Origin of the sequence: Rhodoplanes sp. Z2-YC6860, assembly GCF_001579845.1 — a bacterium.
Classification (GTDB): Bacteria; Pseudomonadota; Alphaproteobacteria; order Rhizobiales; family Xanthobacteraceae; genus Z2-YC6860.
In genome coordinates this window covers 446,397-471,076 of record NZ_CP007440.1, presented here as the reverse complement: position 1 = coordinate 471,076, position 24,680 = coordinate 446,397, and the positions used below count along the sequence as shown (strand labels likewise).

Genomic DNA, 24,680 nt, shown 5'->3' with positions numbered 1-24,680 from the left:
TGGTTGCACACGAAAATTTGCCGCCCTAGGCTGCCGTCTCGGCTGACCGATGGATGGCACGCTCGTTCATTTCACTTTCGACGTTGTCGCCTGGATCGCAGCCGGGCTTTCGCTGCTTTGGCTCAAGCGGCTCACTGGCGTGCAATTTCCCACGTCAACGACGCGCAGCCTGAACTACATTGCAGCGCTGCTGTTTGGCGCAGGCATCGGCGCCGTGCTGTTCGGCACGGCGAATCTCTGGCTCTCCAACCAAACCGGTATCGCGCGATCGGTCGAAGGCGGTATCGCTGGCGGCATCATCGCCATCGAGCTTTACAAGAAGATCGCCGGCATCCGCGAACGCACCGGCGCGCGCTTCGCTTTGCCCCTTGCGGCCGGCGTCGCGGTCGGCCGCATCGGCTGCTACCTCGCGGGCCTCGACGATTTCACCTATGGCATGCCGACCGCGCTGCCTTGGGGCCACGATTTCGGGGACGGTATCCCGCGCCATCCGGTGCAGCTCTACGAGAGCGCCGCCATGCTGCTGTTTGCCGCTGCCTATGTCGCGTGCCTGCGCCGCGGCAATCGTTTCGTCATCGAAAACGGATTCTACCTCGCTGTCGGATACTACGGCGTGCAGCGCTTTCTGTGGGAATTCGTCAAGCCTTATGGCGGCGTGATCGGTCCGCTGACGCTGTTTCACATCCTGTCCGCGCTGCTTGCCATCTATGCGATCGTCATGATCGCCACTGCGCCCGATCGGGGAGCTGTCCATGACCGCGCCTTTGCGTAGATCACGGCCTTACGTGTTCTGGGGCCAGACCACCTCGCTGTGCGAGACCTGTCTTTCGCTGGTGCCAGCCAAGATTCAGATCAAGGACAACGAGGTATGGTACGAGAAGCGCTGTGAGCAGCACGGCGTGCAGTCAACTCTGATCTCGACCGACGCGGCCTATTGGAAGCTCTGCAGGGACTACATCAAGCCCGGCGACCGGCCGCTCGCGCTGCAAAGCCACACCGAGTTCGGCTGCCCCTATGATTGCGGGCTTTGCCCCGACCATGAGCAGCACTCGTGTTTGGCGCTGATCGAGATCAACGAGCACTGCAACCTGACCTGCCCGGTGTGTTTTGCCGAATCATCGCCCGAGCGCAGCAAGCACCTGCCGCTCGCGACCATTGAGCGCATGGTCGACACGCTGGTGGCGAGCGAGGCCGAGCCCGACCTCATTCAGATTTCAGGCGGCGAGCCGACGCTGCATCCGGATTTCTTCGCGATTCTCGATGCGGTGCGGGCGCGGCCAGTGCGTCACGTCATGGTCAACACCAACGGTCTGCGGATTGCGCGCGAACCCGACTTCGTCGCCCGGCTCGCCGAGCAGAAGCGCGGCTTCGAGATCTACCTGCAGTTCGATTCGCTGCGCCGCGACGCTCTGATGGAGTTGCGCGGCGCCGATCTGCGCCGGGTTCGCCGCGAGGCGCTGAAGAATCTCGAACGTCACAACATCTCGACCACACTGGTCGTCACCGTGAAGCGCGGCGTCAACGACGACGAGATCGGCGACATCGTGCGCCATGCACTCGAATGGCGCTGCGTGCGCGGCATCACGTTCCAGCCGGTGCAAGACGCCGGCCGCAACGAGAATTTCGACAAATCTCAGCGCATCGTTCTGTCGGACATCCGGCGGCGCGTGATCGAGGATTCCGGCGTGTTCGGCGCCGACGATATGGTGCCGCTGCCGTGCAATGCCGAATCGATTTCGATCGGCTATGGGCTGCGCAACGGCCGCAGCGTGATGCCGGTCACCTCGCTCATCCCGCGCGAGGAGTTCGTCGCGATCACGCCGAACACCATCAGCTTCGAGAAGCAACCCGTGCTGAAGGACAAGTTCATCGAGTTGTTCTCGCTGTCATCCGGCGCCAACAACGCGGCGGAGCGCGTGGCCGAGTTCCTGTGCTGCCTGCCCAAGGCCGTGGTGCCGGAAGGCATCACCTATGAGAACGTGTTTCGCGTCGCTATCGTGCAGTTCATGGACCGCTTCAATTTCTGCGTCGGCGGCGTGAAGCGCTCGTGCATTCATTTCGTCACGCCGAACGGGCAGATCATCCCATTCGACACCTACAACCTGTTCTATCGCAACGGACAGATCGATCAGATCAGAAAGCGATTGAAGGCGACCAGGGCCGATGCCCGCGGGGGGCCATTCTCATGACCGACGATCGAGGACCATCCGGACCGACAGACCCGGCGGGTGCGCGCTGTATTTCATCACCGTGGCTTCTGGGAGTCTCGGTAGTAAGGCCGACGCCATCTTTTGGATCGGGCTGTGGGGCGTCTGTCTTGCGATCTCGGCCTCGGGCGTCGGTTTGGTTGTGAAAGCGTTCCGGTAGGCACCCGTTGCACGGCTTGCTCCGAAAAAAATGGAAGCGGAACTCACTCCCATCGAAGGACCCGCTTATGACCAACGATCAACGGCCATCTGAACCCACAGACCAGGCACCCCCGCGACGACGACGGGACGTGGTGACGACCATTGTGATGGTGATCGTTGGGATCATCCTGCTGCTGCCGGGCGTGTGCTCGCTGTTCTTCATGAGCGCCATGGGCAGCGGATCGGCCGGTCCCTTGGGCGCACTCTGGCTGATCTGCTTTGCAATCTCGGCCGGCGGCATTGCGCTTCTCGTCAAAGCCGCTAACTAGACGACGGAACGGCGCTATTGCCCCTCTGAGACAGGAATTCAGGGCGGTAACCACGCCGGCCGCGCCGCCCTTTCGGACCCGAATCGCCATTGCTTCGGGGCCGATCGTGGCTATATTGCGCCGCAATAAGCACTGGATTCGGCGCTACCCTTGCGCGGGCCATTTGGGCCCGCGATGGCTTTTGGACACCCATAGAAACGGCCCCCATGGACCTTCGCAACGTCGCCATCATTGCCCACGTCGACCACGGCAAGACCACCCTGGTCGACCGGCTCCTGCAGCAATCCGGCTCATTCCGCGAGAACCAGAAGGTCGCCGAGCGCGCCATGGACTCCAACGATTTGGAGAAAGAGCGCGGCATCACCATTCTGGCCAAGGCGACGTCCATCCTTTGGCATGACACCCGCATCAACATCGTCGACACGCCGGGCCACGCCGACTTCGGCGGCGAAGTCGAGCGCATCCTCAACATGGTGGACGGCGCGCTGGTGCTGGTCGACGCCGCCGAGGGCCCGCTGCCGCAGACCAAATTCGTGGTGTCCAAGGCGCTGAAGATGGGGCTCAAGCCCATCGTGGTGATCAACAAGGTCGACCGCCCCGACGCTCGTCCCACCGAGGTGATCAACGAGGTGTTCGATCTGTTCGCGGCGCTCGATGCCACCGACGAGCAGCTCGACTTCCCGATCCTCTATGGGTCGGCGAAAGAGGGCTGGATGGCGCCGGCGCTGGAAGGTCCGAAAGACCAGGGGATGACGCCGCTGTTCGAGCTGGTGCTCCGCCACGTGGGCGCGCCGAAGATCGAGAACGGACCGTTCCGGCTGCTCGGCACCATCATGGAGGCCAATCCGTATCTCGGTCGGCTGATCACGGGGCGCATCACATCCGGCACCGTGAAGCCGAACCAGGCCGTGAAAGTGCTGGACCACACCGGCAAGCTGATCGAGAGCGGCCGGGTCACCAAGGTGCTGGCGTTCCGCGGCCTCGAGCGCGTGCCGGTCGACGAGGCCGAGGCCGGCGACATTGTCGCCATCGCGGGCCTGCCGGAGGCAACTGTCGCAAATACGATCTGCGATCCCGAAGTCGAGCAGCCTTTGAAGGCGCAGCCGATCGACCCGCCGACGCTCGCCATGATGTTCCGCGTCAACGACTCGCCGCTCGCCGGCACCGAGGGCAGCAAGGTCACCGGCCGCATGATCCGCGACCGTCTGCTGCGCGAGGCCGAGGGCAACGTGGCGCTGCGCGTAAAGGAATCCGACGAGCGCGATTCGATGGAAGTCGCCGGCCGCGGCGAGTTGCAGCTCGGCATCCTGATCGAGACCATGCGCCGCGAGGGCTACGAGCTCTCGGTGTCGCGGCCCAAGGTGCTCATCCGCCGCAACGAAAAAGGCGAAATGGAAGAGCCGATCGAAGAGGTCGTGATCGACGTCGACGAGATTCATTCGGGCGTCGTCGTGCAGAAGATGTCGGAGCGCAAAGCCGACATGATCGAGCTGAAGCCGTCGGGCGGCGGCCGCGTGCGGCTGGTGTTCTACGCACCCACCCGTGGTTTGATCGGCTATCAGGGCGAACTGCTGACCGACACCCGCGGCACCGCCATCATGAACCGCCTGTTCCATGCCTACGCGCCCTACAAGGGCGATATCCCTGGCCGCCGCAACGGCGTGCTTATTTCCAATGAGCAGGGCGAGGCCGTCGCCTATGCGATGTGGAAGCTCGAAGACCGCGGCCCGATGATGATCGAGCCGGGCTGGAAGGTCTATCGCGGCATGATCGTCGGCGAGCACACCCGCGACAACGATCTCGAGATCAACGTGCTCAAGGGCAAGCAGCTCACCAACATCCGCACGACGTCGAAGGACGAGGCGGTGCGGCTGACGCCGCCGATCCGCATGTCGCTGGAAAAGGCGCTGGCCTATATCCAGGACGACGAGCTGGTCGAGGTCACGCCGAAGTCGATCCGGCTGCGCAAGCAGCTGCTCGACCCCAACGACCGCAAGCGCGCCGACCGCGCCAAGGAAGCTGTGGCGGTCTGACGGCTATCGCGCCGTCTTCAAAAATCTCTCGACCGGTGGCGCCCAGAGCGCCATCGCATCGGGCGACTGGATGAAGTCGTGGCCGTCGCTGCCGATTGCCGGCAGCAGTTGATAGTCGGCGCGGCCGCCAGCGCCGCGAAATGCATTGACCATTCGCATCGACAGCTCCGGCGAGAAATAGCTGTCGTTGCTGGCGTAGAGCCAAAGCGACGGCACGCGCGCCCTCTCACCGTAAGCTCGCGCAGCGGCGACCAACCGATCCGGCGCGCAGTTCTTTCCAGCAATATCATCGGCGCGGCCGCCCAATCCTGGCGCAAACGCCACAACACCCGAAAGCGGCCGCAGCACCTGTGTGGCGAGCGCCAGCACGCCCCAGCCGCCGGCCGAATGACCGAACGCGACCGTGCCGGTCTTGCGCACAAACGCCTGCCGGCTGAGATAATCGATCGTGGCCGCTATGTTCGCCGCCGCGCCCAGACCTGCCTTGGCAAAGTCGGCATTGGCGCAGCCGCCCTGCGCTTCGTAGTAAGGCCCGCTGGTCTCGCCGTGTCCCGGCCGTTGCGGCACCGCAACCGCATAGCCGCGCGCCACCAGCCACTCGGTCAACGCCGCGTATTGCGGCAAGCGGTAGCCGGCTCGGCGCAGTTCGTTCTGCGTTGTGCCGTGGTTGATTACCGCAAGAGGAAACGGACCGGAGCCCGGCGGTCGAAACACCGTCGTGTGCATCAGCGTCGCGCGGTCTTGTGCCGGAATGAGCCAGCTTTGCTGACGAATCACCCCCTCTTCCGGTCCTTGTGGACCGATCAACGCGGGCGTCTGTGCCATTGCGGCGCTGCACGCCAGCGCTAGCACCAACGAAAGCAGCGATTTCAATCCGTTGCGTGCCATCAGAGCCACATCACAGCGAATCCAGACGCCATGCCGTTTTGCGCGGAACGAACAATCCACCGGCATTCACAGTGCGTCCAGTAATCCACATCGTTTCCGGATTATTAAATACGGGACTTGAAGGCGACAGAATCGCTTGCTCATATCTCAGCCATGAGCACAGTCCTCATAGAGATTCGCCGGGCCAAGTCGTCGGACGCGCGTTCGGTGGCCGATGCCCATGACGAGGCGTGGCGTTGCGCCTATCAAGGTGTCATCCCGGGAGTCGAACTCGACAAGCTGATCATGCGTCGTGGCCCCGAGTGGTGGGATAGCGCGATCCGCAAAGGCAGCCGCATCTCCATTCTCGCCTTTGGCGACAATGTTGCCGGCTACGCCAACTACGGCCGCAACCGCGCGCGCAGCCTGTTCTACGAAGGCGAGATCTACGAACTGTATTTGCGTCCGGAGTATCAAGGCCTGGGCTTCGGCCGCCGGCTGTTCACCTCGGCGCGCCGCGATCTCGCGCAAAGCGGGCTGAAGAGCCTGGTGATCTGGGCGCTCGCCGACAACGAGCCCGCGGTGGAGTTCTATCGCGCACTCGGCGGCAAGGCGGTGGCGCGATCGTCGGAGCGCTTCGGCGGGCGCAGCTTGGAAAAGGTCGCGTTTGCCTGGAACAACTGAATTGAGTTGAACGCGACGCGGCGAAGCCCGGCTCTGCCGGGCTTTTTATTTGAACTGTGCAGCGTTTTCCGGCGAAGTGAATATTGGTTTCGCCGCAGAAAACGCGACAAAATCAAAAATCTAATCTTCGCCGTAAGGTCCGCTGAAGCCCGGGCCCTTGGCACCGAGCTCGATAGCCTTGTCCTTGCCGCACTTGAACGTGCGCGCATACTGATCCGCGATTTGAACCGCAAGCTCGTTGGCCTGAGGGTTGGCGCGGCCATCGACATAGCCGACATGGCAAACGCCACCGGGCCCCAACCGTGTCACGACCAGCACCTGGCCCGCGACGCTGTTGGAATCTTGATCGAGCGTGGTCGTGTTCCAGCGCAGGATGGTGGCGAAGGGACGTGTCTTGCCGTTCGGCAAACGCTCGATCCGCCATTCGATGGTTTTGCCTGCGCTGTTGAACGACGCAAGTGTCTGCTCGGCAGCACGCTCGTTCGCAGCATTGGGGCCATAACTGATGGTGCTGCGCTGATCACCGGCCGTGACATGCACATCGATGCCGCCATAGCCCGCACAGCGCCAAGAGCCGTAGTCCTCGACCTCACGACCGGGCTTGTGCCTGCATTTCTTCAGATCGAGCGCCGTGTAGACGCGCTCGACGGTGCCGGCCTGGGCATTTGCCAACGGCACAATGCCGTTGCCGGCAAGCGCCAGCATCGTAACCAAAACCGGCGCGGGTATCGCGATATTTCGCACGGCCATCGAACCTCCCGGATTGGTCGGATGCGACAGCGAGCCGGTTCAAACGGCCGGAGCGGGCAGCCCGTGAATGGCGCACGCCGCCCGGACCGTATTCACCATCAGGCAGGCGATGGTCATCGGCCCGACGCCGCCGGGCACGGGCGTGATCGCGCCCGCGACCTGCGAGGCCTCGGCGAAATTCACATCGCCAACGAGCTTCGATTTTCCGTCCGCCGCCGGCACCCGGTTGATCCCGACATCGATCACCGTTGCGCCCGGCTTGATCCAGTCTTTGCGAACCACCTCGGGCTGGCCGAGCGCCGCGACCAGCAAATCGGCTCTGCGGCACACCGCAGGCAGATCGCGGGTCTTTGAGTGCGTGATGGTGACGGTGGCGTCTTCGACGAGCAGCAGTTGCGCCAAAGGCTTGCCGACGATGTTGGAGCGGCCGATCACGACCGCCTCCAGGCCTGCCAGCGATGCGTGCACGGTCTTGGCCAGAATGATGCAGCCAAGCGGCGTGCACGGCGCCAGCGCCGGCAGACCCGAGACAAACCGCCCGGCATTGACCGGATGAAAGCCGTCAACGTCCTTGGCCGGCTCGATGGCGTCGAGCACGAGTTGCGCATCGATCTGCTTCGGCAGCGGCAGCTGTACCAGGATGCCGTGCACGGTCGGATCGGCATTGAGCTTCTTCACCAGCGCCAGCAATTCGTCCTGGCTGGCGGTTTCCGGCAAGCGATGATCGAACGATCGCATCCCGGTCTCGACCGTGGCCGCGGCCTTGCTGCGGACATACGATTCGCTTGCCGGATTGTGGCCGACCACCACGACAGCGAGCCCCGGCGTCACGCCATGCTGCGTGGCGAGGCGCCTCACCTCGCCCGCGACCTTGTGGCGAACGTCTGCAGCGATGGCTTTGCCGTCGATGATGCGTGCGGTCATGGCATCCTTGTCGTGGGCGGCCCTGGGCAACGGCCCACTGGATGCCCCGCTTTCGCAGGCCGTGACAACCATAAAATGCCGCTCAGGAACCCTGCGTGGCCTTCTCCAGCGCGGCTGCAAGCAGCGGGCCGTGTCCGGCAATGGTGAGGCGCTTGATGCGTGCTGCGGCACCACCCGCCAGCACGACATCACACGGCGGAACGCCAGTGGTCCGCGCCAGCAGCGCGACGAGTGCCGCGTTGGCTTCGCCTTCAGTGGCGGCAGCGCGCACCCGCGCTTTCAGGACGACCTGGCCATCGGCGCGCTGTTCCACGTCCTCGATCGCGTCGCGGCCGCCCCGCGGCGTGAGTCGCACCACCACGGAAAGCCCGCCAGGCGTGACCGCCCAGGGACGCAGTGCTGCCATCGGCTCAGAACACGTACGGGTAGATGTAATAGATGATGATCTGCTGGATCAGGATGACGATCAGGAACAGCACCACCGGCGAGAGATCGATCCCACCCAGATTGGGCAACATGTTGCGGATCGGCCGCAACACCGGCTCGGTAATCCGATAGAGAAACTCACCGATCCGGGCGACGAACGGGTTTCGCGTGTTGACCACATTGAAGGCGACCAGCCACGACAGGATGGCCTGCGCGATAACCAGATAAAGATAGAGCCTCAGGGCCAACAAAATGACGTCGAGTAGGGCGCGCATCCAGAAAACCGTCAAAAGTCCAGCGAGTGGAACATGTAGCGGGTCGGCTGCCGCCAAACAAGCCAACAGGCACCGACTGTGGTCCTATCCAGCCTATTCTTGACTCTCACCATTGCGAGCCGTAAATGGCGCCCAATCGTTGCCGGACGCCTGATTTGACGCGCGTCCGGGGTTGGGGCCGTAGCTCAGCTGGGAGAGCGCCTCGTTCGCAATGAGGAGGTCGGCGGTTCGATCCCGCCCGGCTCCACCAACCTCGATTGTTCCGAAACCTGCCCTCGCAAATCCCCTGAGCTGGCCCAGAGCCACCTCTGGTTGCAACAAGCTCCGCGTCAATTCGCTGCTGCCCCGAACGGCAACGCCGTTGTCCAGCGGCGGCCGTGGTGGCAGTGTGACGTGAGAAAAATTCTAAAATGATGCTTGCGGCGATTCGTTCCTTCTCGCCGACAGCCGGTGTGGAGAATGAACCCAATGGCTCGGCGCGATCCGGACATTGCCCTGTCCGAGCCTTCGGCAGACCAGATCAAGACCACCACCTGTTACATGTGCGCCTGCCGTTGCGGCATCCGGGTGCATCTGAAGGACGGTCGGGTCCGCTACATCGACGGCAATCGCGATCACCCGGTCAACAAGGGCGTTCTGTGCGGCAAGGGCTCCGCCGGCATCATGACGCACTATTCGCCGTCGCGCCTGCGCGCACCGATGAAGCGCGTCGGCCCGCGCGGCTCGGGCGAATTCGAAGAGATCACCTGGGAAGAGGCGCTGCAGACCGCCACCGGCTGGCTCAAGGAGGTGCGTGGCCGCGATCCGACGCGGTTCGCCTTCTTCACCGGCCGTGACCAGAGCCAGGCGCTCACCGGCTGGTTCGCGCAGCAATACGGCACGCCGAACTTCGCCGCTCATGGCGGCTTCTGCTCGGTCAACATGGCGGTCGCGGGCCTCTACACCTTCGGCGGTTCGTTCTGGGAATTCGGCGAACCGGACTGGGACCACACCCGCTATTTCATGCTGTTCGGCGTCGCCGAGGATCATGCGTCGAATCCGATCAAGACCGCGCTCGGCAAGCTTAAGGCCAGGGGCGTGAAGGTCGTCGCCGTCAATCCGATCCGCACCGGCTATGGCGCCATCGCCGACGAATGGGTCGGCATCAGGCCCGGCACCGACGGATTGTTCGTCGGTGCGCTGATTCACGAATTGATGCGCGCGCAGAAGATCGATCTCGATTATCTGGCGCGCTTCACCAACGCGCATTGGCTGGTGATCCAGGCGGCGCGGCCCGCCATGGCGGCCAACGACGGAATGTTTGCCCGCGACGCCGACGGCAAGCCGCTCGCCTTCGACAAGGCCACCGGCAAGATGGTCGATGCAACGCGCACCGACATCACGCCGGCGCTGGTCGGCAGCTTCATGATGCCGGACGGCAATATCGCACGGCCAAGCTTTGCGCTGATCGCCGAGCGGTTTCTCTCAGACGAATACACACCAGACAATGTCGCCAAGCAGACCGGCGTGCCCGCCGATACCATCCGGCGCATTGCGCAAGAGCTGGCGCATGCTGCGTTCGAGGAGCAGATCACGCTCGATCAGCCCTGGACCGACTGGGCCGGACGCCGTCACGAGAAGACCGTGGGCCGCCCGGTGTCGATGCACGCGATGCGTGGCATCTCGGCGCATTCCAACGGTTTCCAGACCTGCCGGATGCTGCATCTGCTGCAGATCGTGCTCGGCTCGATCGATTGCCCGGGCGGCTTCCGCTACAAGGCGCCGTTCCCGCGGCCGACGCCGCCGCCCAATCGCCCAGCACGCGCCACCGAGCCGAACGCGCCGCTGAAAGGCGCGCCGCTCGGCTTCCCACAGGGGCCGGAAGACTTGCTGATCGGCTCGAAAGGCCGCGCCCAGCGCATCGACAAGGCCTACTCATGGGATGCGCCGCTCGCCGCCCATGGCCTGATGCACATGGTCATCACCAATGCGGCATTGGGCGATCCTTATCCCGTCGACGTTCTGTTCATGTATATGGCCAACATGAGCTGGAATTCGTCGATGAATATTCCAGCGGTGCTGAAGCATCTGACCGCGAAGAACCCGGAAACCGGCGAATACAAGATTCCGAAGATCATCTATTCGGACGCCTATTCGTCCGAGATGGTCGCTTATGCGGACCTGATCCTGCCCGACACCACCTATCTCGAACGTTGGGACTGCATTTCGCTGCTCGACCGGCCGATCTCCGGGCCCGACGGCCCCGCCGACGCGATCCGTCACCCGGTGGTACGGCCCGACCGCGACGTGCGCCCCTTCCAGAGCGTGCTGATCGATATCGCGTCGCGGCTGCAGCTGCCGGGCTTTGTCACCGAGGACGGCAAGCCGCGCTTCCCCAACGGCTATCCGGACTACATCATCCATCATGAGCGCGCGCCGGGCGTGGGCTCGCTCGCGGCCTTCCGCGGCGAAGACGGCCGGAGCTACGGCCGCGGCGCGCCGAACCCGGCGCAGCTCGAGGCCTATATCGGCAATGGCAGCTTCTACGAGCACCATCTCCAACCCGAGCAGCGCTACTACAAGCACGCCAACAAGGCCTACCTGGAATGGGCCAAGGACGTGGGCTTCATCGGCGGCGTGGCGCCGATCGTGTTCCAGCTCTATCTCGAGCCACTGCAGAAGTTCCGGCTGGCGGCGCGCGGTCACGGCCCGATCAAGCCGCCGCAGACCCACAAGGATCGCATCGAGAAATATTTCGATCCGATCCCGTTCTGGTATCCGCCATTCGACAACGATGTCGCCGACAGCGACGGATTTACAATGTCGGCCATCACGCAGCGGCCAATGCACATCTATCACTCGTGGGGCACGCACAACGGTTGGATCCGCCAGATCACGGCAGAAAACTGCCTCTACATGAGCAGCGAGCGCGCGGCATCGCTCGGCATCGAGGATGGCGACTGGGTCTGGATCAAGAGTGCCATCGGCCGCGTCAAAGGCCGGGTGCGGCTGATGGAAGGCGTCAATCCTGACACGGTCTGGACCTGGAACGCGGTCGGCCGCCGCGGCGGCTCAGCGGCACTGGCGCCCGACGCGCCGGAGACGACGCGCGGCTTCCTGCTCAACCATCTCATCACGGAGCTTCTTCCCGAGCGCGAAGGTGGCTATCGCTTCTCCAACAGCGACCCAGTCACGGGTCAGGCGGCGTGGTACGACCTTCGCGTCAGCATCGAGAAGGCCGCGCCCGACGAAGCCGGTGAGACTTCGCCGCGTTTCGAGCCAACCAAGCCGCCGTTCGCCGCCAAAACCAAACTCGAGACCGCTTCATGACTTCGCTGCCGGAGCAGACCACCAAGAAACTTGGGCTGGTGATCGACCTCGACACATGCGTCGGCTGTCACGCCTGTGCGACGAGTTGCAAGGAATGGAATGCCAGCGGCTATCCAAAGCCGCTCACCGACCAGGACGCCCACGGCGCCGATCCGCACGGCTCCTGGCTCAACCGCGTGCACTCCTATGAGGTCGGCACCGGCGCGCAAAGCCGCACCGTGCACTTTCCACGCTCCTGCCTGCACTGCGAGACACCGGCCTGCGTCACGGTCTGTCCGACCGGCGCATCCTACAAGCGCGCGTCGGACGGCATCGTGCTGGTCAATCCCGACACCTGCATCGGCTGCAAGCTGTGCTCCTGGGCCTGCCCCTATGGCGCGCGCGAATACGACTACGACGATGGCACGATGAAGAAGTGCACGCTATGCGTCGACCGTATCTACAACGAGACCTTCGCACCGGAAGACCGCATCCCGGCCTGCGTGCGCGCCTGTCCGACCGGAGCACGGCACTTCGGCGATCTGGGCGACCCATCGAGCGCGGTGTCGGAGCTCGTGAAAGAGCGCCAAGGCTTCGACCTGCTGCCTGAGATGGGCTTCAAGCCAGTGAATAAATATCTGCCGCCGCGGCCGCGCCGCGATCAAACCGCGGCATTGCCGCAGGCTCCCGCCGAGCAACCCGTCACGAGCTCCGGTTCGCTCGCCGACCGTTTCTTCGCCTGGGCTGACCGAACGCTGTCGCGCTGAACACGATACACGATGCATCCCGCCTATTCGGTCATCATCTTCACCACCGCCTCGGGCGCAGGCTACGGCCTGCTGATCGGGCTGTCGGTCGCGGTCCTGCTCGGTATCGTGCCGCACGATCCGATGTTTGGATTCTTTGCGCTCGGCACTGCCGTAGCGCTGATCACGATTGGGCTTTTGACCTCAACCTTCCATCTCGGCCGTCCAGGCCGATCATGGCGCGCGATCTCGCAGGTGGGATCGTCGTGGTTGTCCCGCGAGGGCGCTGCCGCTCTGATCACCTATCTGCCGGTTGCAGCGCTCGGGCTCGGCTGGGTGTTCGGTGAATATCGGCCCAACCAGATCACGATCGGCGCGGCGCTGTCGATTGTCTGTGCGCTCATCACGGTGTGGTGCACCGGCCGCATCTATTCGTCGCTACCGACCATCCGCGCCTGGCACATGGGTCTCGTCGCGCCGATTTATCTGATGCTGGCCTTCGTCACTGGAAGCCTGCTGCTCGACCTGTTCCTCATCGTGTTCGGCTACCCGTTCTGGTGGGCGGCTGCGACCACAGCGATGCTGCTCGCGCTCGGCTGTGATCTGAAGATGCGCTACTGGTCAAAGATCGATTCCGCTGAGCGGGCCTACACGGCGGAGTCGGCGACCGGCCTCGGCCGATTTGGCACGGTGCGGCCGCTCGACCCGCCGCACACCCAGCCGAATTACGTGATGCGCGAGATGGGCTATCAGGTGGCGCGCCGTCATGCCCGCAAGCTCCGCAAACTCGTCCTTGTATCTCTTTTCGTGGTGCCGCTTGCCTGCGCCGCGATCCTGCTGCTGCTCAGCCTCCCCCAAGCCTTGAACATCATGATCGCGGCTTTGTCGGTTGCCAGCGCTGCGGCCGGCGTGCTCACCGAGCGCTGGCTGTTCTTCGCCGAGGCCGAGCACGTCGTGATGGTGTTCTACCGCGGCGGTGCGGCGTAGGGCATTTTGCGCATGTCCTGTTCGGAAACCGATGTCCACCCCGGATCAAGTCCGGGCAGGCTTTGTCCGGGACATGCGCGGGCGCCTGGCTAGGCCGTGTGCGGCTGGTCGTCAGCGGCCGGATCAAGCGGGACGTCGATCGTGCAATGCAAGCCGTCAGGATTGAAGTCCATCCGCACCGAGCCCCGCAGCTCAACGGTCACGCTGCCCTGAATGAAACGCGAGCCGAAACCAGGCTTCGCCGGTGCCTCGACCGGCGGGCCGTTGCGCTCACGCCATTCGATATGCAGGAGCGGCGACTTCGGCGGCCGCGGCTCGACACGCCAGGCGATCTCGATGCGTCCCTCGGGCGCTGACAGCGCACCATACTTGGCCGCATTGGTGGTCATCTCATGCAGCACCAGTGCCATGGTGAGCGCCGTCCGGGGCGACACCGTAATGGTCGCGCCTTCGATTGAGATCTGCTCATCGGGCCGCGACAGATGCGGCGCGGTGGCGCCCTTGACGATGTCGCGGAGGTCCGCGCTTTGCCAGCGCTGCCGGGTCAACTGATCATGGGCGTGGCTCAGCGCAATCAGGCGGCCCTCGAAGGCCTGGTGGAACGCTTCCGTCGAAGCCGTGCCGCGCGCGGTCTGCGCAGCAAGCGACTGCACGGTGGCGAGCGTGTTCTTGACCCGATGATTGAGCTCGTCGATCAGAAGCTTCTGGCGCGTCTCGGCCTCTTTGCGCTCGGTGATGTCCTGCACCACCCGCACGCCATAAAGGAACTTGCCGGACGGGTCGCGCACGCTTGATGAGCGCACACCCATCCAGATCATCCTTCCGTCGCGGCGGATGAATCGCTTCTCGATCGAGTAGAAGCCGATCTCGCCGGCAACTTGCTTCCGGTAAAGCTCACCATCGACATCGCGGTCGTCCTGATGGGTGCGCCCGAACAATCTCCAGCCCAGGAGCTCCTCGCGGGTGCCGCCGACGATCGAGAGGATCGCTTCATTGACCCGCAGGAATCGGCCTTCCGCGTCAATCTCGACGATGCCGATGGCCGCGTGCTCGTAGCTGGCGCGCCAGCGCTCCTCCTGCTCGCGCAGTTCCTGCTGGCTCCTGGCCAGCGCCTCGACCATGCGCTGGCGTTCGGTGATGTCCTGAAAGCAGTTGATCACGCCAATCAGCCGGCCCTCCGCATCGAGCAGCGGCTCGATGTTCAAAAGAACCACGAGGCTCGGCCTGTTGACCCGCTGAACGGTGATCTCGTCGTTCCGGATCGGCCGGCTGGTGCGTAATACCTCGGCGATCCGGGAGCGCGGCAGGAGATCGCCGTCGAGAGTGAGAAAGCGATTTTCCGCTGTGAAATCGTCGTGGGTCTGGCCCGGCTCGGGTGTGCGCCCCCACAATTCCACAGCCCGGCGGTTGTACTGCACGATCCGCCCGGACGCATCGCAGATGCAGGTCGCGATCGGCAGAAGGTCCAGGATCTCGCCTGATGCCTTCAGCTCCTGGTCCAATGAAGATGCCGAATCTGGCGGCCGCCCTGACTTACGCAGCATTCAACACTCCGGCCGACCCCGGCGAAGCCGCAGGTTGATCATTTTTCGATCGAGCCTGCCGCAGGACACAGGCGCCCAACAAAGCGGCGCCCCTGCCTCGCCTGATTGTCCCCGCAAGAATATGTTCTAAAGATAGCACGTCATCTTCCTTCGCCTAGACCTGCGGTCTCTCTCGATCAGTCGTGATTTCATCAATTTTCAAAAGTGTTTGCAGGCAGTTCCCCCTCTCATGAGTGCAGACGCGACTCCCGTCCCGCAGCTTTGGCGTCACAGGTCCTTTGCCCAATATTGGGTATCCCGGGTTTCCAGCACCGTCGCTATGCAAATGCAGAACGTCGCGGTGGCCTGGCAGATGTACGATCTCACCCACCAGCCCTTCGATCTGGGCCTCGTCGGGCTGACCCAATTCATCCCGGCGGCGCTTTTGGTGCTGGTGGCAGGCCACGTTGCCGACCGCTACGACCGCCGCCGCATCGTCAGCATCTGTCAGATGGTCGCAGGTCTCGCGGGGATCACGCTGGCCATCGGCGCTGCGGGCGGCTGGATGACCCGGGGCTCGCTGCTCGCGGTGGTGTTCGTGACCGGCTCCTGCCGTGCCTTCGAACAGACGACACTGACAACGCTCCTCCCCGGCATCGTGCCGCTGCCGATGCTGGCGCGCGCAACGGCGGCGGGCGCATCCGCAAGCCAGCTCGCGGTGATCGCCGGGCCTGCTGCCAGCGGACTGCTGTACGCAGTCAGCCCGATTCTGGTCTACGGGCTCTGCGCCACGCTCTATCTGACGTCGAGCATCCTGATCCGCCTGGTGACCGCGGAGCGCACCGCGACCACGCGCCAGCCGCTGAGCCTTGGCATGCTGTTCGCCGGCTTCTCCTACATGCGGTACAACCGGATCGTGCTCGGCGTGATCACACTCGATCTGTGCGCCGTGGTTCTCGGCGGCGCATTCGCATTGTTGCCGGTGTTTGCCCACGATGTGTTCGGCACCAGCTCCTGGGGGTTTGGCCTGCTCCGCGCCGCCCCTGGTGTGGGCGCCTTGCTGACCGCGCTCACCCTGGCGCATCGGCCGCTGCGTCAGCACGTCGGCCGCATCATGTTCATCGCGGTCGCCACTTACGGCACGGCTCTCATCGTGTTCGCGTTCTCGCGATCGTTCATTCTGTCGATGCTGCTGCTCGCGATCCTCGGCGTCGCCGACATGCTGAGCGTGGTGATCCGGATGACGCTGATCCAGCTCGAGACCCCGGACGACATGCGCGGGCGCGTCAGCGCGGTGAATTCGCTGTTCGTCACCGCATCGAACCAGCTTGGCGACTTCCGGGCCGGCCTGATGGCGTCATGGTTCGGCGCCCAAACCGCCGTGCTGGTTGGCGGCGTCGGCGCGCTGATCGTGGTGCTGGTCGGGCGAAAGGTGTTCGCGCCGCTCTATAACAGGGAAACCTTCGAGACGCGCCGCTGAGGCTGCTTGTGGCTGCCGATCGAGGCCTCGGGCGCCTCGCACGGCTTCAGCCAGTGGTCGATGAATTCGCTGAACCAGGCACGACAGGCGGGATCGTGCTGCAAGCGGTCCGCAAAATGCGCCTCGCGCGGCTTGGCGTTGGGCAGCAGCATGCGTTCGTGCCCGCGCGTGGTCCAACGGCACATGGTGTGATGGGTGACGTCCATGTGGAATTGCATCGCATAGGCGAGATTGTCGTAGCTGAAGGCTTGATTGGGAAAGCAGTCGCCTTCGGCCAACAGCACAGCCTTGCCCGGCAGGTCGAAGCCCTCGCGATGCCACTGGTAGACGTGGTCGGGCCAGTCGCGGCACAGCTCGCGGCCCGCCGCAGTGGGCTTGATCGGGTAGTAGCCGATCTCAGCATGGCTGTCGGGATGCTTGTAGACCCGCGCGCCAAGATGCTTGGCCAGCATCTGCGCGCCGAGGCAAATGCCGAGAAACGGCTTCTTCTCCTTCAGCGGAATCCCGATCCATTCGATCTCGCGCTTGACGACCTCATCCTCGTCATTGGCGCTTTGCGGCCCGCCGAAAATCACCGCGCCGCTGTGCTTGTCGAGCGTTTCGGGCAGGTCGTCGCCGAAACGTGGCCGCCGCACGTCTAACGATAAGCCGCGATTTCGTAGTTGGATGGCCACCCGGCCGGGGGTTGAAAGTTCGCCGTGCAGAACGATCAGGACCGGCGGGCGCATATTCCAGAAGGTCTCACGGCGCGGATGGACATTGCCGCATATCCCCACCCTACCCTCCCCCGCATGCGAGGGAGGGTAGGGTGGGGGCGCTTGCCAACAATTTCTAACCGGTTGACCCGCAACTGCAAGCACGGCGCCGGGTAACTCGTATGCCGTCCCATCACAGCTCAGTGCGATGCGCGCCGCTTGAGCTGCCGCTCTTCGAGTTGCTTCAGCAGAAAATTTCGCGGCACGACCCGCGGCACCAGGGCGAAGACGAGCTTCGACACCAGTCCCGGCACGACGACGCGTTTGCCTTTCATCAGGCCGCGATAGCCCTCGGCGGCCACGCGATCCGCCGGCACGTCGAACGGCGTGATGGACTTTGCGGCCGCGACGCCGGCACGGGCCTGGAATTCGGTCAGGACCGGACCCGGGCACAGGCAGGTCACCCGCACCCCGAGCGGCTTCAGCTCCTGGTGCAGCGCCTCGCTGAACGACACCACGAAAGCCTTGCTGGCGTAATAGACCGCCGCGCACGGGCCAGGCATGACGCCGGCGAGCGAGCCGACATTGAGGATGCCGCCACGGTGTTTGACGAGATCGTCGGTGAAGGCGAGCGACAGATCGAGCAGCGCCCGCATGTTGACGTCGATCATGGCGAGCTGCTCGGCGCGATCGAGCTCAGTCGCAGGACCAATGACGCTGAAGCCGGCATTGTTGACGACGTACTGCGCCTCGCAATCGTTCTGTCGAAGCGCCGACTTGATGGCCTCCGCCGCGTTGCGGTCCGCAAGATCGAGAGCCAGAACGAGGGGCTTCGGTTTGCCCGGCACCGCGATCTCATCGGCGAGCTGCCGCAACCGCTCCTCGCGGCGCGCCACCAGCATCACCGCATGGCCGTTGGCGGCGAACACCCGCGCCAGCTCGGCGCCGATGCCGGCCGAGGCACCCGTGACGATCGCAACCGGCGTCATGCCGGGCTGCCCTGCTCGGCAGCCGCACGCTGACGCAACGCCACGCGTTCTTCTTGGGACACGCCAAGGAGGTCGGCGACGCGCCAAATCAGATTGCTCTCGTAGTCGGATAACGCGCCGTCCGCATAGGCCACGGTCCACATCGTCTCGATCATGCGCAATCTGCCGGCCTCGTCGAGGCGTTCGTTGAGGAGCCGGGTGAAGTGATAGAGGTCAACCGCACGCTCGTCAGCCGCAGTCGCGCGCGCGATCAGATCGGCTGCAGCCCCGTCATCGAGCTCGAAGCGTTGCATCAAAAGACCTTTGAGCTTGATGCGCTCACGGTCCGAAATCGCACCATCAATCGCCGCGGCATGGACCAGCAGCGCCGCATAGGCGACGCGGAATTCGTCATCACCGAGAACACCGGACTGTCCGTCGCCGTTTGCAAGCTCAGCGACAAAATTCCTGATCGCGTCGAACATCTTGAACTCCGGCCTCTCCCGACAATATTGGGGGCCCAGTCCGCGAGTCGCAATCGACCCCGCATCCACCAGCCGTCCAGATGGACGGAATTTAATTGATGCCCTTGGTCTTGCGCTCGGCCTGATCGAGCATCTTCAGGTTGGCCGAGACATGCGGATCGTTCGGTGCTTTGGCGCGTGCGGCGAGCAGGGTGGCGCGGGCACGGCGATAGTCGCTGCGCAGCATGTAGGAATAGCCGAGATTGTTCATGACCTCGGGCGTCTCGCCGATCAGCTTGATCACTTGCGCATAAGCGCGGTCAGCGAGATCGAAACGGCGCAACTGATCGTAGGCCGCGGCCAGGCCGACCCAGGATTCGGCGTCGCGGGGATGGAGTTCCACTGCCTTGCGGAAGTGCCGCTCGGCGAGCCCGTAGCTGCCCTGACGATAGTATTTCTTGCCAATCGCCAGATCGTCATTCGGGTCCGAACCCAACAGCTCGGGCGTGAGCGGCGGCGGTGTGCCGAGATTGCTGAACCCGCCGCTTTGCTCGCCCGGCGGCTTGTCGACCGAGCCGGTGGTGTCGTTGTCGGCGGCGGCCTTTGAGCCGGACAGTGACGGTAGACTGTCGGAGAGCTTGGTCAGGGGATTGGTCGTGGATGTGGTCTCGCAGCCCGCGAGCCACAACAGACACGCGGCCGCGCACGCAACCCGACCCACTCTGATACGCATCAACACGCTCCGGATGGACCGAAGCTAGGGCAGGATGGTTAAGATTTCGCTGTGCTGAACGCGGCCCTAAGTCTTTTATTAAATATTTGAAATCGCTTCGGAATAAGCGAACTGCAACGGCGTCCCTAATAGTTGCCGAGGTACAGCTTCACGAACACCGGCAAGAGGATGACCACAAACAGCACCGGAAAAATGCAGAGCATCATCGGCACCGCGAGCTTGGCGGGAAGGCTGTAAGCCTTCTCCTCGGCGCGCGAGAGCCGCTTGTGACGCATGTCGTCGGAATAGACCCGCAGTGCGTCGGTGATGCTTGAGCCGAGTTCCTCCGACTGCTGGATCAGCGTCGAGAACGATCGCGCCTCCTCGATTCCGAGCCGATCGCCAAGATGCTCCAGTGCCTCGCTCATGGTGCGGCCGGCGCGGATTTCGAGACAGGCCATGTGGATGTTGGCGGTGAGTGACGGATAGGAATCGCCAAGCTCTCGCCCGACGCGATCGAGTGAGGCCTCCATGCTCAGCCCCGCATCGGCGCAGACCACCAGGAGATCCATGAAATCCGGGAAGCCGGACTGGTGTTCGGCCTTCCGCTTCTTGATGCGATTGTCGATATAGAGGCTTGGCGCGAGATAGCCGGCGACGCCGGCAGCGACGATGAGCAGCCAGTACGGCGTCGTGCCTTGCTCGATCGGCAGGAAGAAGAACGCGAGTATCGCAAGTCCAACGGCGAGCCCGGTCCGGCCAAGGAAGAAATAGGCCACGGCCTGCTGATCGTAGATGCCGGCCTGGATCAGCCGGCGGCGAAGCACCTTGGCCTCCTCGCTGTTGCCGGTCGAATAGTGCTTGCTGGTGTAATCGATGACGCGTTGCGCAGCCTTCGCGCTGGAGTGGCGCAGCGAGCGTGCGCCGGGCGGCGCATTGAAATCGCCGCGGCTGATGGTGGCGGCGCGCCGCCTCACCGCACCCTGGACGCGGATCACAGCCATCACGCTGAAGGCCAAAGTGCCGGCGGCCAGAAACACCAGAACCGCCACCAGGGTGGAGTTGCCGTCTGCCAGGAAGAGGTCCACTGCGTCCATGAATCGACGTCCCGGTCAGATCTTGAAGTTGACCATGCGGAACATGATCAGGTTCCCGATGCCCATCCAGGCTCCAGCTCCGGCAAGCGCGAGTTTGGTCAGGCTTTCGTGCCAGACGCTCGCATAGAAATCCGGCGTGACCAGTTGAACCAGCAGGAATATGACGATCGGCAGCGACGACAGAATCATCGCTGACGCGCGACCTTCCGAGGCGAGCGCGCGGATTTTTCGCCGCATCTTGAACCGCTGCCGGATCACGCCCGACAGGTTTTCAAGAATTTCGCCGAGATTGCCGCCGGTCGAGCTCTGGATCGCTACTGCGGTCACGAACAGCGGCAGATCTTCCTGTCCGATGCGGAAATAAAGGTTGCGCATCGCGGTCTCGAGATCGGCTCCATAGGTGATCTCGTCGGCCACGGTGCCGAACTCGCTGCCGATCGGATCGGCCATTTCGCGCGCCACCATGTTGATGGCGATCGGAACCGGATGGCCGGCTCTCAGGCTTCGCACGATGATATCGAGCGCGTCCGGGAACTGCGCGCCGAACCGTTTCTGGCGGCGGCCACGCTTGAACTTCAACACCAACAGCGGCAACAAGGTGCAGCAGAACAAGCCGCCGCCCCATGCCTCAACAAGATCGCCGCGAATCACCATCAGCGCAGCGAACACGATCAACGCGAACACGCCGCTGTAGATCGCGAACTTTCCGATACCAATGGAGAGCCCCGACTGAAGGATCAACCGATTGAGCGACACGAGCGGCAAACGATAATCGCCGCCGCTGGTCAGTCCACGCTCGCGACGAAGCTGCACCAGGATCGTCTCGCGGTTCGGCTGGTTGTCCATCAGCTTGAGACGCCGGTTGACGTTCTTGCGATACGACCGCGCCGGGACGACCAGCAGATAGAGACCCTCGACGAACAGGCCCGCGGCCAGCGCCACGAGCAGGTAGACCATGTAGACCGGGCTGATATCCGTCAGCATGCTCATAGCGGCTTGCTCGGATCGAAGTAGCTGCCGGGAATCTTGATGCCGCGCGCCGCGAGCTCGCCGAGGAAGCGCGGCCGCACGCCGGTCGCGACGAAATGGCCTTCCACGCTGCCGTCTTCTGCCGTGCTGGTTCGCACGTATTTGTAGATTTCCTGCATCTGCACGATATCGCCTTCCATGCCGGTGATCTCGGCGACGGAGGTGACGCGACGCTTGCCGTCGGACATGCGCTGGAGCTGCACGATCATGCGCACCGCCGCGGCGATCTGGCCGCGGATCGAGGGGATCGTCATCGGCAGGCCGGCCATGCCGACGAGCTGCTCGAGGCGCGAGACCGCCTCGCGCGGATTGTTGGCGTGGATGGTGGCCATCGAGCCCTCGTGGCCGGTGTTCATGGCCTGCAGCATGTCGAAAGCTTCCTCGCCGCGGCACTCGCCGAGGATGATGCGCTCGGGACGCATACGCAGCGCGTTCTTGACGAGCTCGCGCTGGCGGATCTCGCCCTTGCCCTCGATGTTCGGCGGCCGCGTCTCCATGCGGGCCACATGCGGCTGCTGAAGCTGCAGCTCCGCCGCGTCCTCGATGGTGATCAGGCGCTCCTTCTCGGAAATGAAAGCCGAGAGCGCATTCAGCATCGTGGTTTTGCCGGAACCGGTGCCGCCTGAGATGATCGTGGTGATGCGCGACTTCACAGCGGCGGCCAGAAGCTCCGCCATCGGCGGCTTGAGCGCGCCGATGTCGACGAGCTTGCTCAGATTGAAAGGCTTCTTGGAGAACTTGCGGATCGAGACCAGCGGGCCGTCGACGCCGATGGGCCGCACCGCGACGTTGACGCGCGAGCCGTCGAGCAGACGCGCGTCGCAGAGCGGGTGTGATTCATCGACACGGCGGCCGACGGCCGAGACGATCTTGTTGATGATTCTGAGAAGGTGAGCCTCGTCCTTGAAGCGGCAGGCGATCGGTTCCAACAGGCCGCCGCGTTCCACGAACGTGGCCTCGTGTCCGTTGATCAGGATGTCGCTGATGCTCGGATCCTTGAGAAGCGGCTCGAGCGGGCCCAAACCCGTCATTTCGTCGAGGATTTCCGAGACGAACTCGTTGAGTTCGTAGGCGTTGAGCGCAAGCCGCTCCTTGACGGTGTATTGCGTGACGAGCTGCTGGATATGCGCCCGCATCTCGTCCTCTGGCAGCTTTTCCAGCGCCGACAGGTTGATCTCCTCGATCAGCCTCCGGTGCAGCCGCACCTTGGCATCGAGATATTTATCGGAGTGCAACGGGTTGGCGGGCTCGGCCGGCACCTTGACCGGCTCGGACATGGTCAGTAACGATGGCGTCGTTTCCTCCTCCCGCGGCGCGGGCTCGGCCACAGGTACCAGCGGCGCCATCACCGCCGGCGCCGGTTCGGGAGCAAAACTTCGTCGGGCGGTAAAGCGGCCAACCATGATGACATCTATCCGTGGTCAGAAGTGCCGCGCCTTCAACGGCGCTTATTTCGCAATCGACAGCGACAGTCTTTTCATCAACCCTTGCGCGTCAGCAGAAGCCGCCTTCGCGGCCTGCTGCGGAATCATCAGCTTCTTGAGCTGAACCGAGATGTTGTTGCCCGGCTTGACCTCGTCGATCGGCACGCCGCGATCGATGGCCTCGCGCACCAGCCGATAGTTGTTCGGCACGGTGCCGGCGAAGTCATCGCCGAGCGCCTGTTCGACATCCGATTTCTTCAATCCAGCTTCGAACATGCGCTGCTCGAAGCGGTTTACGATCACCTGCGGCTGCGGGCCGTCGCCGAGCCGCTCGCGGATTGCGCCGACCAGCCCTCTCGCCTGCTTGAGGCTCGGCACCGTCATTTCGCTGACGATGAACAGCTTGTTGGTTCCGAGCAGTACGCTGTCGGTCCAGGAGAACCATGTGCGCGGCATGTCGATGACGACGTAGTCGAAATGCGATGACACGAGATCAAGCAGCCGCGTCACCATGTCGGGATCGAACGAGCGCATCTCGGCCGGCCGGTTCGGCGCGGCGATCACCTCCAGGCCGGAGGAATGATGCGACAGCATGATTTCGAGAAGCTGGCGGTCGAGCCGCTCCGGCCTATGCTCGATCTCCTTCAGCTCGAGGCGCGGCTCGAGATCGAGATAGTCGGCACAAGCGCCGTGCTGAAAATCGAGATCGACCAGGCAGGTGCTCGGCCGCGAACGCTGGCCGCTGTTGAGGAGCAAGAGCGCCGTCTGAATCGCCAGGGTGGTGACGCCCGCGCCGCCCACTGCCGGAATGAAGGTGTAGATCTGCGCCTCTGTCGTTTCGGCGCCCTTGGAACGCGCCACACGGGCGCAAGTCCGTACCAGCTCCACCGGCTGAACCGGTTTAACCAGAAAGTCTGCGACCCGTATCTGCAGCAGACTGCGCGCGACGTCGGCATCGAAGTTCTGCGCAACCACCACCACGGGCGGCAGGCTGGCGCGCAGCATCAGCCGCTCCAGCGCTTGCATCTCCTCGGGCCGGCCGGCATCGAGATCAACGATGACGACGGTGAGATCGTCGGTGACTAAATCCGCGGCGGTCGAAATCGAGCCGGAGATGACGCGCAGCTCGATCTGTCCGCCGGTACCGAAGGTTGCACGCAGCGACTGCTCGAACGCGGCGTCCGCGGTCAACACCGCCACGCAGGTTCTGCTCGCGCCGCTCGACACCCTGTTCATTGGTTAATCCGTTTCTTAGTTTTTTGCCCGCCGGGCAGTTACTTGGTTCCGTTGGTGCTGCTGTTCGGCGCCGATGAAGCCTGGCTGTTGGCCGTGGACTGCGCCTGCTGCGCTGCGTGGCTGTAGACCGCCGAACTGGTCGTGGCGTTGACCGGTGGGATCACGCGGCCGGTGCGATAACGTTCGGATGCGACCTGCGCTTTCTCGCCGTTGTAAGCGACGTTGTTACGGCCGCTCGCCACAGGCCACGGATCGATCGCCATCGTCGCCCGGTTGGACGCCATCGCCTCGCCCGACACGAGCGAGATGGTGTCGCGGCGGTCGAAGTAGAGGTCGGAGCAGCCGCCAAGCGTTAGGCCCAGCGTCGTGCCGAGCAGCAGGCCTCGCATCAGCGC

24 protein-coding genes and 1 tRNA gene are annotated in these 24,680 nt (G+C 63.7%); 10 read left to right on the top strand and 15 right to left on the bottom strand.

Annotated features, from left to right (window positions below; translation table 11 throughout):
* The first annotated feature begins 49 nt into the window (after positions 1-49).
* The 4 genes from RHPLAN_RS02180 (at position 50) to typA (ending at position 4,710) form a co-directional block, all read left to right on the top strand.
* Complete coding sequence (locus RHPLAN_RS02180; protein WP_068013427.1) at positions 50-772, top strand: prolipoprotein diacylglyceryl transferase family protein; 723 nt, start codon at positions 50-52, stop codon at positions 770-772.
* Positions 753-2,189, top strand: coding sequence for a radical SAM protein (locus tag RHPLAN_RS02175; RefSeq protein WP_068013425.1), 1,437 nt, complete (start codon positions 753-755; stop codon positions 2,187-2,189). Before RHPLAN_RS02180 ends, RHPLAN_RS02175 begins: the two co-directional genes overlap by 20 nt.
* 308 nt (positions 2,190-2,497) lie before the next feature.
* Complete coding sequence (locus tag RHPLAN_RS38940; RefSeq protein WP_157100006.1) at positions 2,498-2,677, top strand: hypothetical protein; 180 nt, start codon at positions 2,498-2,500, stop codon at positions 2,675-2,677.
* A gap of 206 nt (positions 2,678-2,883) precedes the next feature.
* The gene (typA, locus tag RHPLAN_RS02170; RefSeq protein WP_068013423.1) at positions 2,884-4,710 is read left to right on the top strand and encodes a translational GTPase TypA; all 1,827 of its coding nucleotides are present in this window, start codon (positions 2,884-2,886) and stop codon (positions 4,708-4,710) included.
* Between the two features lie 3 nt (positions 4,711-4,713).
* Here typA and RHPLAN_RS02165 read toward each other — a convergent pair whose 3' ends face one another.
* Positions 4,714-5,487, bottom strand: coding sequence for an alpha/beta hydrolase family protein (locus RHPLAN_RS02165; RefSeq protein WP_198164677.1), 774 nt, complete (start codon positions 5,485-5,487; stop codon positions 4,714-4,716).
* A gap of 264 nt (positions 5,488-5,751) precedes the next feature.
* On the opposite strand from RHPLAN_RS02165, the gene RHPLAN_RS02160 reads away from it, so the two are divergent.
* Entirely contained in the window at positions 5,752-6,261 is a 510-nt protein-coding gene (locus RHPLAN_RS02160) for a GNAT family N-acetyltransferase (protein WP_068013419.1), read from the top strand.
* A 120-nt stretch (positions 6,262-6,381) separates the two neighbouring features.
* Here RHPLAN_RS02160 and RHPLAN_RS02155 read toward each other — a convergent pair whose 3' ends face one another.
* From RHPLAN_RS02155 to RHPLAN_RS02140, 4 genes are all read right to left on the bottom strand, one after another.
* Positions 6,382-7,011 (bottom strand): hypothetical protein, encoded by a 630-nt coding sequence (locus RHPLAN_RS02155; protein ID WP_157100004.1) that lies wholly within the window; start codon positions 7,009-7,011, stop codon positions 6,382-6,384.
* A 39-nt stretch (positions 7,012-7,050) separates the two neighbouring features.
* Complete coding sequence (gene folD / locus RHPLAN_RS02150; RefSeq protein WP_068013416.1) at positions 7,051-7,935, bottom strand: bifunctional methylenetetrahydrofolate dehydrogenase/methenyltetrahydrofolate cyclohydrolase FolD; 885 nt, start codon at positions 7,933-7,935, stop codon at positions 7,051-7,053.
* Positions 7,936-8,017: 82 nt separating this feature from the next.
* Entirely contained in the window at positions 8,018-8,341 is a 324-nt protein-coding gene (locus RHPLAN_RS02145; protein WP_068013414.1) for a DUF167 family protein, read from the bottom strand.
* Between the two features lie 4 nt (positions 8,342-8,345).
* Positions 8,346-8,636, bottom strand: a complete 291-nt coding sequence (locus RHPLAN_RS02140) for a YggT family protein (protein WP_068013412.1) — start codon at positions 8,634-8,636, stop codon at positions 8,346-8,348.
* A gap of 174 nt (positions 8,637-8,810) precedes the next feature.
* On the opposite strand from RHPLAN_RS02140, the gene RHPLAN_RS02135 reads away from it, so the two are divergent.
* From RHPLAN_RS02135 to RHPLAN_RS02120, 4 genes are all read left to right on the top strand, one after another.
* Positions 8,811-8,886 (top strand) — tRNA-Ala (locus RHPLAN_RS02135).
* A 218-nt stretch (positions 8,887-9,104) separates the two neighbouring features.
* Positions 9,105-11,945 (top strand): molybdopterin oxidoreductase family protein, encoded by a 2,841-nt coding sequence (locus RHPLAN_RS02130; RefSeq protein WP_068013410.1) that lies wholly within the window; start codon positions 9,105-9,107, stop codon positions 11,943-11,945.
* Positions 11,942-12,691, top strand: coding sequence for a 4Fe-4S dicluster domain-containing protein (locus RHPLAN_RS02125; protein ID WP_068013408.1), 750 nt, complete (start codon positions 11,942-11,944; stop codon positions 12,689-12,691). Before RHPLAN_RS02130 ends, RHPLAN_RS02125 begins: the two co-directional genes overlap by 4 nt.
* Positions 12,692-12,703: 12 nt before the next feature.
* Complete coding sequence (locus tag RHPLAN_RS02120) at positions 12,704-13,657, top strand: dimethyl sulfoxide reductase anchor subunit family protein (RefSeq protein ID WP_068013407.1); 954 nt, start codon at positions 12,704-12,706, stop codon at positions 13,655-13,657.
* Between the two features lie 89 nt (positions 13,658-13,746).
* Here RHPLAN_RS02120 and RHPLAN_RS02115 read toward each other — a convergent pair whose 3' ends face one another.
* Positions 13,747-15,201, bottom strand: coding sequence for a sensor histidine kinase (locus RHPLAN_RS02115; protein ID WP_084244169.1), 1,455 nt, complete (start codon positions 15,199-15,201; stop codon positions 13,747-13,749).
* A gap of 319 nt (positions 15,202-15,520) precedes the next feature.
* On the opposite strand from RHPLAN_RS02115, the gene RHPLAN_RS02110 reads away from it, so the two are divergent.
* Positions 15,521-16,660: an MFS transporter gene (locus tag RHPLAN_RS02110; protein WP_237180027.1), complete on the top strand. Its 1,140-nt coding sequence runs from the start codon at positions 15,521-15,523 to the stop codon at positions 16,658-16,660.
* Here the strand turns inward: RHPLAN_RS02110 and RHPLAN_RS02105 are convergent.
* From RHPLAN_RS02105 to RHPLAN_RS02065, 9 genes are all read right to left on the bottom strand, one after another.
* Positions 16,627-17,388 carry a glutamine amidotransferase gene (locus RHPLAN_RS02105; protein ID WP_068013402.1) on the bottom strand — a complete coding sequence of 254 codons (762 nt, stop codon included), beginning with the start codon at positions 17,386-17,388 and terminating at the stop codon, positions 16,627-16,629. The two genes, RHPLAN_RS02110 and RHPLAN_RS02105, sit on opposite strands and share 34 nt — an antisense overlap.
* Before the next feature lie 167 nt (positions 17,389-17,555).
* Positions 17,556-18,344, bottom strand: a complete 789-nt coding sequence (locus RHPLAN_RS02100; protein ID WP_068013401.1) for an SDR family NAD(P)-dependent oxidoreductase — start codon at positions 18,342-18,344, stop codon at positions 17,556-17,558.
* Positions 18,341-18,808: a tellurite resistance TerB family protein gene (locus RHPLAN_RS02095; protein WP_068013399.1), complete on the bottom strand. Its 468-nt coding sequence runs from the start codon at positions 18,806-18,808 to the stop codon at positions 18,341-18,343. Before RHPLAN_RS02095 ends, RHPLAN_RS02100 begins: the two co-directional genes overlap by 4 nt.
* A gap of 91 nt (positions 18,809-18,899) precedes the next feature.
* Positions 18,900-19,520, bottom strand: a complete 621-nt coding sequence (locus RHPLAN_RS02090; RefSeq protein WP_084244167.1) for a tetratricopeptide repeat protein — start codon at positions 19,518-19,520, stop codon at positions 18,900-18,902.
* A 125-nt stretch (positions 19,521-19,645) separates the two neighbouring features.
* On the bottom strand, positions 19,646-20,596 hold the full coding sequence (locus RHPLAN_RS02085) for a type II secretion system F family protein (RefSeq protein ID WP_068013396.1): 951 nt from the start codon (positions 20,594-20,596) through the stop codon (positions 19,646-19,648).
* A gap of 15 nt (positions 20,597-20,611) precedes the next feature.
* A complete protein-coding gene (locus tag RHPLAN_RS02080; protein WP_198164676.1) occupies positions 20,612-21,586 on the bottom strand; it encodes a type II secretion system F family protein in 975 nt (324 codons plus the stop codon).
* On the bottom strand, positions 21,583-23,028 hold the full coding sequence (locus tag RHPLAN_RS02075) for a TadA family conjugal transfer-associated ATPase (RefSeq protein WP_068013395.1): 1,446 nt from the start codon (positions 23,026-23,028) through the stop codon (positions 21,583-21,585). Before RHPLAN_RS02075 ends, RHPLAN_RS02080 begins: the two co-directional genes overlap by 4 nt.
* A gap of 45 nt (positions 23,029-23,073) precedes the next feature.
* On the bottom strand, positions 23,074-24,285 hold the full coding sequence (locus RHPLAN_RS02070; protein WP_157100003.1) for a CpaE/TadZ family protein: 1,212 nt from the start codon (positions 24,283-24,285) through the stop codon (positions 23,074-23,076).
* Between the two features lie 38 nt (positions 24,286-24,323).
* Positions 24,324-24,674, bottom strand: a complete 351-nt coding sequence (locus tag RHPLAN_RS02065) for a hypothetical protein (RefSeq protein WP_068013393.1) — start codon at positions 24,672-24,674, stop codon at positions 24,324-24,326.
* Between the last annotated feature and the right edge of the window lie 6 nt (positions 24,675-24,680).